Origin of the sequence: Pseudomonas mosselii (genome assembly GCF_003205295.1) — a bacterium.
Taxonomy (GTDB): domain Bacteria; phylum Pseudomonadota; class Gammaproteobacteria; order Pseudomonadales; family Pseudomonadaceae; genus Aquipseudomonas; species Aquipseudomonas mosselii_B.
The window spans coordinates 265,484-277,337 of sequence record NZ_QJRP01000002.1 but is presented as its reverse complement, the minus strand read 5'-3'; the positions used below and the strand labels follow the sequence as shown (position 1 = coordinate 277,337).

The window sequence follows — 11,854 nt, the reverse complement described above, 5'->3', positions numbered from 1 at the left end:
TGTGCCCCTACTTCATCGGCAGTGCACATGAATAGATGAATACAGATGCCCGCTTTAACGGCAGATCAGGGGTGAAGCTTGAGACTTTCTCGTTACTGGATGCGACACCCAGTAGGATTTTTCCTGTTTACACGATCCCTGTAGGAGCGGCCTTGTGTCGCGAAAGGGCTGCAGAGCAGCCCCGGCGATCTTTGCATCAATGCTGAAATCCTGGGGCTGCTGCGCAGCCCTTTCGCGACGCAAGGCCGCTCCTACAGGGGCACGCGTTAAAGTCCGGGCGAAAAAAAACCGCCTGCCGGTGAGGGCAGGCGGTTTTTCGTACAACCAACCGGCTTAGATGGACAGACCGAAGTCTTCTTCCTTCATCGCCATCAGGTTGTCGGCGCCGGACAGGATCGCCGCTACGTGGCTGCGGGTACGCGGCAGGATGCGCTGGAAGTAGAAGCGCGCAGTCTGCAGCTTGGCGGTGTAGAACGCCTCTTCGCTGGTGCCGGCTGCCAGTTTCTCGGCGGCCAGGCGAGCGATGTCGGCCCAGAAGTAGGCCAGGCACGCGTAACCGGAGTACATCAGGTAGTCCACCGAAGCGGCACCCACTTCCTCGCGGTCCTTCATCGCGGCCATGCCGATCTTCATGGTCAGCTCGCCCCACTCTTTGTTGATCGCAGCCAGTGGCTCGACGAACTCCTTGGTGGCTGCGTTGCCTTCCTGACCCTGGCAGAACTTGTGGACGATCTTGGTGAAGCCCTTGAGCGCCTCGCCCTGGGTCATCAGCACTTTACGGCCGAGCAGGTCGAGGGCCTGGATGCCGGTGGTGCCTTCGTACAGCATGGAGATACGGCTGTCGCGCACGTTCTGCTCCATGCCCCACTCGGCGATGAAGCCGTGGCCGCCGTAGATCTGCACGCCATGGTTGGCGGCTTCAAAGCCGACTTCGGTCATGAACGCCTTGGCGATCGGGGTCAGGAAGGCCAGCAGGGCGTCGGCCTTCTTGCGCTCTTCCTCGTCCTGGCTGTACTTGACGATATCCACCTGCTTGGCAGTGAAGTACACCATCGCACGGTTGCCTTCGGCGAAGGCCTTCATGGTCAGCAGCATGCGACGCACGTCCGGGTGGACGATGATCGGGTCAGCGGCTTTTTCTGGTGCTTTCGGGCCGGTCAGCGAGCGCATCTGCAGACGGTCACGGGCGTACTTCAGGCCACCCTGGAACGCCACTTCAGCGTGGGCCAGGCCTTGCAGCGCGGTACCCAGGCGAGCGGTGTTCATGAAGGTGAACATGCAGTTCAGGCCCTTGTTGGCCGGGCCGATCAGGTAGCCGGTGGCGCCGTCGAAGTTCATCACGCAGGTGGCGTTGCCGTGGATGCCCATCTTGTGTTCCAGGGAGCCGCAGCTCACGCCGTTGCGCTCGCCCGCGCCGCCTTCGGCGTTGGGCAGGAACTTCGGCACGATGAACAGCGAGATGCCCTTGGTGCCGGCAGGAGCGTCGGGCAGGCGGGCCAGGACGATGTGGACGATGTTGTCGGCCATGTCGTGCTCGCCGGCCGAGATGAAGATCTTGGTGCCGGAAACCTTGTAGCTGCCGTCGGCCTGAGGCTCGGCCTTGGTGCGCAGCATGCCTAAGTCGGTGCCGCAGTGCGGCTCGGTCAGGCACATGGTGCCGGTCCACTCGCCGGACACCAGCTTGGTGAGATAAGTCTCTTGCTGCTCGGGAGTGCCGTGCTCGGAGATGGTGTTCATCGCGCCGTGGGACAGGCCTGGGTACATGCCCCACGACCAGTTCGATTCGCCGACCATTTCGCTGAGCGTGAGGCCCAGCGACTCGGGCAGGCCCTGGCCGCCGTGCTCGATGTCATGGGCCAGGCTCGGCCAGCCACCCTCGACGAACTGCTCATAGGCTTCCTTGAAGCCGGTCGGGGTCTTCACGCCCGACTCGCTCCAGGTGCAGCCTTCGAGGTCACCGACACGGTTCAGCGGGGCCAGGACCTGCTCACAGAATTTCGCGCCTTCTTCCAGGATCGCATTGACCATGTCCGGCGTCGCGTCCTGGCAGCCCGGCAGGCTCTGATAGTGCGCCTCATAGCCGAGCAGCTCGTCGCGGACGAAGCGGATATCACGCAAGGGGGCTTTGTAATCAGGCATTGCGATGAACCTCTGTGATGAGTTCGGTGGGGAGACCGCGGATACCGACCAGCTCTTGGCGGCTTTCGGTCAAACAGTTGTTTGAAACTTACGTTTAGGTGGCGACAATGTCAAGAAGGCACGATAGTGCCATTCATGCCGCCGAACATGGCATTTACGCCACGCACCACTGAACGCATCGCGGGGCAAGCACGCTCCCACGAATGGAAGCGGGCTTGCCCCGCGACGTAACCGGATGTGATTCAGCGGATCAGACGTAGGTGTCGATAAACCGACCGAGCATTTCATCGGAAGCCTTGGCGACTTTGGCGCCCAGTTCGACTTCGTGCTTGCCCAGCGCCAGTTGCACGGTGCTGGTGGCCAGGTCCAGCTGCTGGCTGCGGTCTACACCGCGCAGGCGCTCGGCCTGGTATTCGGTGGATTGCCCGCTGGTGCCTCGCTCGACAGCACCGCTGGCGATCTGCTGGGCGGCCTGGTCGACACGGTTCTGGCCGATCTGGATGGCACCCAGGCCCGCGTAGAAGGCGGAGCTCGCATTGATTTCCATGTCAGGACTCCATGACGCTGGATGATGAACAGGCCTTATTAAAGCAGCAGACAGGAAAAAAGGCCCGTTTAAATCCCTAATAGCCTAATGCCAGCTAATAGGCAAAGGCCTAATCCAGCAGGTCCAGCTGCAAATGCGCAGCCACTGCGTCCGCGCCAGCCTGCTTCAACCACGGCACCCGCCCCAGGCAGGGCGCTGGCAGGCGTTCGGCCAGGCTGGACAGGTTTTCTTCCAGACGCGATGTACGCGGATCGACGATGTTAGCCACCCATCCCGCCAGTTGCAGGCCGTCCCGGGCGATGGCTTCGGCACTGAGCAAGGCGTGGTTGATGCACCCCAGCCGCACCCCCACCACCAGGATCACCGGCAGCTTCAAGGCAATGGCCAGGTCCGACAGGTTGGCATGGTCGGACAACGGCACACGCCAGCCACCGGCGCCTTCGATCAAGGTGAAGTCGGCATTTTGCGCCAGCACCTGCTGCATGGCATCGCGCAGCGCCGGCACGCTCAGCGCCACCCCGGCCTCGCGGGCCGCCACATGCGGGGCGATGGCCGGCTCGAAGGCGAAGGGATTGACCGCTTCATAGGGCAGTTTGACCGAGCTTTCGTCGATCAGCGCCAAGGCGTCGCTGTTGCGCAGCCCCTTGGCCGTCACCACGCACCCGGACGCCACCGGCTTGGCCGCCAGGGTGCTCAACCCCAGTTGCCGCGCCGCATGCAGCAAACCCGCGGCGATGGTGGTCTTGCCGACATCGGTGTCGGTGCCGGCAATGAAATAGGCCTGGCTCATATCACTGATCCCCGTCCAACGGCTTGCGCAGGACGCCATAGACCACCTGGTAGGTGGCCGGCAGGCCTTGCGCCTGGCGGAACTGCTCATAGGCCTGCAACAGGCCCTGCATCCGCGCCCGCCCGGTGAGCCCCGACGGACGCCCCGGGTTGAGGTTGTGCGCGCCCAGCGCCTTGAGTTCATGGGTCAGGCTGCGCACGTCGGGATAATGCAGCACGTGGGGACGCCGCTCCAGGTCGATCAGCTCCAGCCCGCTGTCGCCGCACAGGCGCTGGTAATCCTCGAAGCGCCGGAAGCGATTGACATGCACCATGCCATCCACGGCCTGCCAGCTGGCGCGCAACTCATCGAGGGTGCCCACGCACAGGCTGCTGAAGGCCAGCACGCCGCCGGGGCGCAGCACCCGCCGCGCCTCGCCCAAAACGCTGGAAAACTGGCCGCACCACTGCACCGCCAGGCTGCTGAACACCAGATCGACGCAACCATCGCGCAACGGCAGGCGCTCGGCGTCACCCGCCACATGCTGCCGGGCACCACCCTGCTCGCGGGCATGGCGCAGCATCCCTTCGGCGATATCCACCGCCACGCCGCCCGCATCCGCGAAGCGCTCGGCCAGCACCCGGCTGAAGTGGCCGGTGCCGCTGCCCATGTCCAGCCAGCGCGCAGGCGCAAGGTCGCTGGGCAGCTTTTCCAGCAGCGCGATGCCCACGGCGCGCTGCAAGGCCGCGACGCTGTCGTAACTGGCCGCAGCGCGGGAAAACGAAGCTGCCACCTGACGCTTGTCCGGCAACGCGCCGGGCAGGGTGGGCTGGGAAAGGTCAGTCATCGCCACTCTCATGCAGGAAACTCTTGATGCCCGCCGCCAGCTCCTGGGGATATTCCAGCAGGAAGGCGTGGGAACTGTCTTCGACCAGGCCGACTTCCACGTCGGGCAGCAGGTCGCTCAGGGCCTTGGCCGCTTCCACCGGCACCAGCGCGTCACTGCCGGCGAACAGGTGCAGCTGCGGGCCGCCGTATTGCTCCAGGGCCGTACGGGTATCGAGGCTGGCCAGAACTTCCAGCCCAGTGGCCAGGTACAGCGGATCGGTGTCGGGCACGCCCACCCCCAGCTGCCGCAGCAAGGTGCGGGGTTGCTGCGCGCCCTCGCTGCACAGGGTGCGAAAACGCTTGAGGGTGACGTGGGTGTGGCTGCGGCAGCCGTCGAGGAAGGTGCCGAAGGTGTCGGCGGGCATGCCATGCGGCCAGTCCGGCCGGGCCACGAAGCAGGGGTTGCTGGCCAGGGTGAGCAAGCCGCAGCAGTGGTCGCCGCGTTTGTGCGCCAGGGCGCTGGCGAGCATGCCGCCCAGCGACCAGCCGCCCAGCCACACGTCAGTCGGTAGTTTGCGGTCCAGATGGTCGACCCAGGCCTGGACATCGCTGTGGGAAAGTTCCGGCAGCGGCATCAACTCGACCTGCAGGCGTGGATCCTGGGCGCGCAGGCTGGCGGCCAGCGGCTCCAGTGAAGCGGTGCCCAGGCCCCAGCCGGGCAGGAGGATCAGTCGGTTACGCATCGGCGGACTCCAGCTGTGGATAACACTCGGCCAATGCATTCAACAATAGCTGGACCTGCGTCTCACTGTGGGCGGCGCTCAGGGTCACCCGCAGGCGGGCGCTGCCAGCGGGCACGGTGGGTGGGCGAATCGCCGTGACCAGCAACCCGCGCTCGCGCAGCAGGCGGGACAACGCCAGCGCCCGGGCCGCATCGCCGATCAGGATCGGCTGGATCGCCGTGTGGCTGTCCATCAGGGTCAGGCCGATCGCCTCGGCACCCGAACGGAACTGCTGGATCAGCGCGGCCAGGTGCTCGCGCCGCCAGCGCTCGCGACGCAGCAGCTCCAGCGCCTTGAGCGTGGCGCAGGCCAGTGCCGGTGGCTGGCTGGTGGTGTAGATATAGGGCCGGGCGAACTGCACCAGCGCCTCGATCAGCTCCTCGCTACCGGCGACGAAAGCACCGGAGGTACCGCAGGCCTTGCCCAGCGTGCCGATCAGCACCGGCACGTCCTCGACGCCCAGGCCGCAATGTTCGACCAGGCCACCGCCATTGGCGCCCAAGGTTCCCAGGCCATGGGCATCGTCGACCATCAACCAGGCACCGCGTGCGCGGGCCTCCCTGGCCAGGGCCGGCAGGTCGGCGCAGTCGCCGTCCATGCTGAACACGCCGTCGGTGACCACCAGGGTATTGCCGGTGGCCTTGTCCAGGCGGCTGGCCAGGCTGGCCGGGTCGTTGTGCAGGTAGCGGCTGAAGCGGGCGCCGCTGAGCAGCCCGCCGTCGAGCAGGGACGCGTGGTTGAGGCGGTCCTGCAGCACCGTGTCGCCCTGCCCGACCAGCGCGGTGATCGCCCCGAGGTTGGCCATGTAGCCGGTGGAGAACAGCAACGCACGCGGCCGGCCCGTCAGCTCGGCCAGCGCCTCCTCCACCTCATGGTGCGGGGTGCTGTGGCCGATCACCAGGTGCGAGGCACCGCCACCGACACCCCAGCACTCGGCGCCGTCGCGCCAGGCCTTGATCACCTCGGGATGATTGGCCAGGCCCAGGTAGTCGTTGCTGCAGAAGGCCAGCAGCGGCTGGCCGTCGACCACCACCTGCGGCCCCTGCGGGCTTTGCAACAGCGGTCGCTGGCGATACAGGTCCGCGGCACGCCGTTCGGCCAGCCGCGCGGCGAGATCGAAGGCCATGTTCAGGCCGAGGCTGCGTCGTAGAACAACTCGCTGCTGCGCTGCTCGACCAGCGCCTGCTCGATGGCGGCCTGATGCACTTCGTCGGCGTGCTCCTCACGGGCCTCCGGCTGGATACCGAGGCGGGCGAACAGCTGCATGTCCTTGTCGGCCTGCGGGTTGCCGGTGGTCAGCAGCTTCTCGCCGTAGAAGATCGAGTTGGCGCCGGCCATGAACGCCAGGGCCTGCATCTGCTCGTTCATCTGCTCGCGACCGGCCGACAGGCGCACATGGGACTTGGGCATGAGAATCCGGGCCACGGCCAGCATGCGGATGAAATCGAACGGATCGACGTCCTCTTCATCGGCCAGCGGCGTGCCGGCGACCTTGACCAGCATGTTGATCGGCACCGACTCCGGGTGCTCGGGCAGGTTGGCCAACTGGATCAGCAGGCCTGCGCGGTCGTCCAGCGACTCGCCCATGCCGAGGATGCCACCGGAGCAGATCTTCATGCCGGCATCGCGCACGTAGGCCAGGGTCTGCAGACGCTCGCTGTAGGTGCGGGTGGTGATGATGCTGGTGTAGAACTCCGGCGAGGTGTCGAGGTTGTGGTTGTAGTAGTCAAGGCCCGCCTGGGCCAGGGCCTGGGTCTGCTCCTGGTCGAGTTTGCCGAGGGTCATGCAGGTTTCCAGGCCCATGGCCTTGACCCCTTTGACCATCTCCAGCACGTAGGGCATGTCCTTGGCCGACGGGTGCTTCCACGCCGCGCCCATGCAGAAGCGGGTTGAACCGATGGCCTTGGCCCGGGCGGCCTCCTCCAGCACTTTCTGCACTTCCATCAGCTTCTGCTTTTCCAGCCCGGTGTTGTAGTGACCGGACTGTGGACAATATTTGCAATCTTCCGGACAGGCGCCGGTCTTGATCGACAGCAGCGTGGAAACCTGCACGCGATTGGGGTCGAAGTGCGCGCGGTGCACGGTCTGGGCCTGGAACAGCAAGTCGTTGAACGGCTGCTGGAACAGGGCCTTGACCTCGGCCAGGGACCAGTCGTGACGTGTGGTTGCAATTGCGCTGGCGCTCATCGGCGTTTCCTTATCTATGGTCTGACTGACGCCGGGACAGGAAAACCCTCCAGCGCATCACGGATAGCTCGCATAGTTACGGAAGGCCTCATGCACTGTCAACCAATCAAGAACAAGCTGGTTTACATCTGTACAAATATCGATCAATTCTGTTTGCTCTGCGACGAGCCTGCCGAGCAGCCCTATCCCTTGTGCATCGCTTGCGAGCAGGCGCTGCCCTGGCTGGACGAGCAGTGCCGCCGTTGCGCGCTGCCCCTGGCCATGGACGGCCTTCTCTGCGGCGGTTGCAGCCGCCGCCCTCCCGCATTCAGCCAAGTGATCGCGCCGTGGCATTACGGTTTTCCCATCGACACCCTGGTCAGCCGTTTCAAGCACAACAGTCAGTGGCCGCTGGGGCGGTTGCTGGCGCAGTTGCTCGGCCACAGCCTGACGCACCGCTACAACGAAGGCCTGCCACGGCCGGACCGCCTGTTGCCCGTGCCGCTGGCCAGGCGTCGACTGCGCCAGCGCGGCTTCAACCAGGCGACAATGCTCGCCCGCTGGCTCGCCGGGCAACTGCACCTGCCCTGCGACGAGGGCCTGCTCCTGCGGGTGCGCGACACCCCGGCGCAGCAGGCCCTCGGCGCCCAGGCCCGGCAACGCAACCTGCGCCAGGCGTTCGCCCTTGCCCCCGGCAGCGAGCTCGACGGCCTGCACCTGGCACTGGTCGACGACGTGCTGACTACCGGGGCGACTGCCCAGGCCATCGCCCGGCTGCTGCGCCAGGCCGGCGCCCGGCGGGTCGACATCTACTGCCTGGCGCGCACACCCAGGCCGGGCCAGGCTTGACTTGCCCCGGTGACGGCGGCAACGTCGCGGGACCTACACCACACCCGATGCCCGCCCATGTCCCTGCCTGCCCTGCTCACCCAGCACATCGTCCGCCGTCCACAGCGCATCGCCCTGTTGCAGCATGTCGCCGAACAGGGCTCGATCACCCGCGCCGCCAAGGCCGCCGGCATCAGCTACAAGGCCGCCTGGGACGCCATCGATGAACTCAACAACCTGGCAGCCCAGCCCCTGGTGGAACGCAGCACCGGCGGTCGCGGCGGCGGTGGCGCGCGGCTGTCCGCCGAAGGCGAGCGGGTGCTGCGCCTGTACCAGCGCCTGCAGGCGCTGCAGGCGGAGATTCTCGAATCCGCCGAGGACAGCAGCGACCTCGACCTACTCAGCCGTCTGATGCTGCGCACCAGCGCGCGCAACCAGTTGCAGGGACGGATCAGCGGGCTGCGCCGCGAAGGCCGGCATGACCGCATCAGCCTGGACCTGGGCGGGGGGCTGGAGATCGAGGCCTTGATCACCCGGGGCAGCACCGAGCGGCTGGAGCTGGCGCTGGGGGGAACGGTGGTGGCGCTGCTCAAGGCCGGCTGGGTACGGTTGCTGGGCGCGGATGAGACGCCAGAGCCTGGGAGCAACTGCCTGAAGGCCAAGGTCGAGGAGGTGCTCATCGAAGAGGATGGGCCGGGTGAAGTGCGCCTGGCGCTGGGCAATGGCCAGACCTTGTGCGCCATCGCCGAGACGGCCTGGCTGGCGCTGCGGCAGGTCCAGCCGGGGAGCGCCTTGCGGGTGCAGTTTCATCCGTCGTTCGTGTTGCTCGGGGTGCCGGTCTAGCCTGCTCGCGAAGCCTGCTCCAGCAAAGAGCGGATGGGCAACGGGATTGGAGTAACATGCAGGCCGCAGTCCCAGCGACCGGAGCCTTTCATGTCCCACCCCTTTGACACCCTCACCCCCGACCTCGTGCTGGACGCCGTGGAAAGCCTCGGCTTTCTAAGCGATGCACGGGTGCTGGCGCTCAACAGCTACGAGAACCGCGTCTACCAGGTGGGCATCGAGGACGCGCAGCCACTGATTGCCAAGTTCTATCGCCCCGGACGCTGGAGCGACGCGACGATCCTCGAGGAGCACGCCTTCACCAGCGAACTGGCCGAGTGCGAAGTGCCCGTGGTGGCGCCACTGCTGCACGAAGGTCGCTCCCTGTTCGAGCACCAGGGCTTTCGCTTCACTCTGTTCCCACGCCGTGGCGGCCATGCCCCGGAGCCGGGCAACCTCGACCAGCTCTATCGCCTCGGACAGTTGCTCGGGCGCCTGCACGCGGTAGGCGCGAGCAAACCCTTCGCGCACCGCGAGGCCCTGGCTGTGGACAACTTTGGCCACGCCTCGCTCAAGACCTTGCTCGACGGTGACTTCGTGCCCCGCGAGCTACTGCCAGCGTATGAATCAGTGGCCCGCGACCTGCTCAAGCGAGTCGAGGACATCTATGCCCGCACCTCGTACCAGCCGATCCGCCTGCACGGTGATCTGCACCCCGGCAACCTGATGCACCGCGACGAGGTGTACCACGTCGTCGACCTCGACGACTGTCGCATGGGTCCTGCTGTTCAGGACCTGTGGATGATGCTCGCCGGTAGCCGTGAGGAGCGTCTCGGCCAGTTGGCCGAGCTGATCGACGGCTACAACGAATTCCACGACTTCGACCCGCGGGAGCTGGCCCTGATCGAGCCGCTGCGCGCCCTGCGCCAGTTGCACTACAGCGCCTGGCTGGCGCGGCGCTGGGATGATCCGGCGTTCCCGCCGAGCTTCCCGTGGTTCGGCCAGCCGCGTTACTGGGGCGACCAGATCCTCGCCCTGCGCGAGCAGATCGCCGCACTCGATGAACAACCGTTGAAATTGTTCTAGGTCCGGGCCGAGGTCTGTCTACAATAGGCGTCGCTTTATTTAGCTACCTAAGCAAGGATTCTGCATGCACGCCGCCAACCCGCGCCGCGGGTACCTCCTGGGCCTCGGCGCCTACATCATCTGGGGCCTGTTCCCCCTGTACTTCAAAGCGATCCAGAGCGTTCCGGCGGTGGAAATCATCGTCCACCGCGTGCTCTGGTCGGCCTTGTTCGGCTCGCTCCTGCTGCTGGTGTGGAAGCACCCCGGCTGGTGGCGCGAACTGCGCGACAACCCGCGGCGCCTGGCGATCCTCGCACTCAGCGGCGCGTTGATCGCCGGCAACTGGCTGACCTACGTGTGGGCGGTGAACAATGGCCGCATGCTCGAGGCCAGCCTGGGCTACTACATAAACCCGCTGATCAACGTGCTGCTGGGCATGCTGCTGCTCGGCGAGCGCCTGCGCCGCCTGCAATGGCTGGCGGTGGCCCTGGCGGCCTTGGGCGTGGCCCAGCAGGTGTGGCAGGTCGGCAGCCTGCCCTGGGTGTCGCTGGCCCTGGCGCTGTCGTTCGGTTTCTATGGCTTGATCCGCAAGCAGGCACCGGTGGCTGCACTGCCGGGGCTGGTGGTCGAGACCTGGATGCTGGTACCGCTGGCCATCGGCTGGTTGCTGCTGCACCCGACCGCCAGCAGCGCCAGCCCTGAGTTCTTCAGCAGCAGCGAAGCGCTGTGGCTGATCGCCGCCGGCCCGGTAACGCTGGTGCCGCTGGTGTGCTTCAACGCCGCCGCCCGTCACCTGCCCTACACCACGCTGGGCTTCCTGCAGTACCTGGCACCGACCCTGGTGCTGCTGCAGGCTGTGCTGCTGTTCGACGAACACCTATCGTCGAGCACCTTGATGGCGTTCGCCTTTATCTGGGCGGGGCTGGCTGTCTACAGCGTCGATGCCTGGCTGAGTTTGCGCAAGCGCGCTTGATCAAAAAATGATCATATCTCTGTAGGCCACGGGGGACGTGGCTTGCAGCAAGGGCTCCAAAGGTTATCCACACCCTCGTCCCCGGCGTTTGTGCACAAGCTACTGAATAGTGGACGTTTTTTGCTCAAATCTCGCCAGGCCTCGTGACTACTGGGCTGGCGGGGAGCACCCCCAGGTTATCCACAGGGGCATCCCCGATAAATAGGGATAACCGCCGGGGGCGCTGCGCATCCCGTTCGCGGCACAAGGCCGCTCCTACAAGGGCATGCAGTCCTCTGTAGGAGCGGCCTTGTGCCGCGAAAAGGGCTGCAAAGCAGCCCCGACGATCTCGAATCAATCTTCCGGCCGCAGCCACAACTCCACCATCAGATCATCCGCCAGGCTCTCCAGCCGTGCCTGCAGATCGTCCAACGACAAGGTCAACGGCAACGCCAGCAACGCATCGGCATGGAACAGCGGCTCGCTGCTCATCGGCGCCGGCCGCACCTCGGTGCTCAGGCGCTCCACGTTCACCCCTTGCTCGGCCAGCAAGCGGGTGATATCACGGACGATACCCGGCCGGTCGTTACCCACCAGTTCCATGGCGATCGGCTTCCAGGTGCAGGAGGGCTCGATACCGCTTTCGGCGATGAGTACGCGAATGCCGTGGTCGCCCAGTTTCTGCAGCGACTCGACCAGTTCGTCGTAGGTCTCCGCCGGCACCGCCACCCGCAGGATCCCGGCGAACTGCCCGGCCATGCGCGACATGCGGCTTTCCAGCCAGTTGCCATTGTGATCGGCAATGCACTGGGCGATACGCTCGACCTGCCCGGCCTTGTCCGGGGCGATCACGGTGAGTACGAGATGGTCCACGGGCCACTCCTTCATTCGTCTGGAAGGCCGCCCCAGGCGGCCGGAATACAGGGATCGAATCAGTATAGGCAAGGCGCGGCAAC

12 protein-coding genes are annotated in these 11,854 nt (G+C 65.7%); 4 read left to right on the top strand and 8 right to left on the bottom strand.

Annotation, left to right across the window (positions count from 1 at the left end):
* Positions 1-333: 333 nt before the first annotated feature.
* The 7 genes from DMX06_RS03175 to bioB form a co-directional block, all read right to left on the bottom strand.
* Entirely contained in the window at positions 334-2,139 is a 1,806-nt protein-coding gene (locus DMX06_RS03175) for a phenylacyl-CoA dehydrogenase (RefSeq protein WP_110734511.1), read from the bottom strand.
* Between the two features lie 250 nt (positions 2,140-2,389).
* On the bottom strand, positions 2,390-2,686 hold the full coding sequence (locus DMX06_RS03170; RefSeq protein WP_110734508.1) for a pyrroloquinoline quinone biosynthesis protein PqqE: 297 nt from the start codon (positions 2,684-2,686) through the stop codon (positions 2,390-2,392).
* Between the two features lie 109 nt (positions 2,687-2,795).
* The gene (gene bioD / locus DMX06_RS03165) at positions 2,796-3,476 is read right to left on the bottom strand and encodes a dethiobiotin synthase (RefSeq protein ID WP_110734506.1); all 681 of its coding nucleotides are present in this window, start codon (positions 3,474-3,476) and stop codon (positions 2,796-2,798) included.
* 1 nt (position 3,477) lies between these two features.
* Complete coding sequence (gene bioC / locus DMX06_RS03160) at positions 3,478-4,302, bottom strand: malonyl-ACP O-methyltransferase BioC (RefSeq protein WP_110734503.1); 825 nt, start codon at positions 4,300-4,302, stop codon at positions 3,478-3,480.
* Positions 4,295-5,026, bottom strand: coding sequence for an alpha/beta fold hydrolase (locus DMX06_RS03155; protein WP_110734500.1), 732 nt, complete (start codon positions 5,024-5,026; stop codon positions 4,295-4,297). The genes bioC and DMX06_RS03155 overlap by 8 nt, the downstream gene beginning before the upstream one ends.
* Positions 5,019-6,191, bottom strand: coding sequence for an 8-amino-7-oxononanoate synthase (gene bioF, locus DMX06_RS03150; RefSeq protein ID WP_110734498.1), 1,173 nt, complete (start codon positions 6,189-6,191; stop codon positions 5,019-5,021). Before bioF ends, DMX06_RS03155 begins: the two co-directional genes overlap by 8 nt.
* Before the next feature lie 2 nt (positions 6,192-6,193).
* A complete protein-coding gene (gene bioB, locus DMX06_RS03145) occupies positions 6,194-7,252 on the bottom strand; it encodes a biotin synthase BioB (protein ID WP_110734496.1) in 1,059 nt (352 codons plus the stop codon).
* Between the two features lie 90 nt (positions 7,253-7,342).
* On the opposite strand from bioB, the gene DMX06_RS03140 reads away from it, so the two are divergent.
* From DMX06_RS03140 to rarD, 4 genes are all read left to right on the top strand, one after another.
* Positions 7,343-8,080, top strand: coding sequence for a ComF family protein (locus DMX06_RS03140; protein ID WP_110734493.1), 738 nt, complete (start codon positions 7,343-7,345; stop codon positions 8,078-8,080).
* Positions 8,081-8,137: 57 nt separating this feature from the next.
* Positions 8,138-8,902, top strand: a complete 765-nt coding sequence (locus tag DMX06_RS03135) for a TOBE domain-containing protein (protein ID WP_110734490.1) — start codon at positions 8,138-8,140, stop codon at positions 8,900-8,902.
* A 90-nt stretch (positions 8,903-8,992) separates the two neighbouring features.
* Complete coding sequence (locus DMX06_RS03130) at positions 8,993-9,967, top strand: serine/threonine protein kinase (RefSeq protein ID WP_110734488.1); 975 nt, start codon at positions 8,993-8,995, stop codon at positions 9,965-9,967.
* 64 nt (positions 9,968-10,031) lie between these two features.
* On the top strand, positions 10,032-10,919 hold the full coding sequence (gene rarD / locus DMX06_RS03125) for an EamA family transporter RarD (RefSeq protein ID WP_110734485.1): 888 nt from the start codon (positions 10,032-10,034) through the stop codon (positions 10,917-10,919).
* 333 nt (positions 10,920-11,252) lie between these two features.
* Here rarD and DMX06_RS03120 read toward each other — a convergent pair whose 3' ends face one another.
* Complete coding sequence (locus DMX06_RS03120) at positions 11,253-11,771, bottom strand: glycine cleavage system protein R (RefSeq protein WP_110734483.1); 519 nt, start codon at positions 11,769-11,771, stop codon at positions 11,253-11,255.
* Between the last annotated feature and the right edge of the window lie 83 nt (positions 11,772-11,854).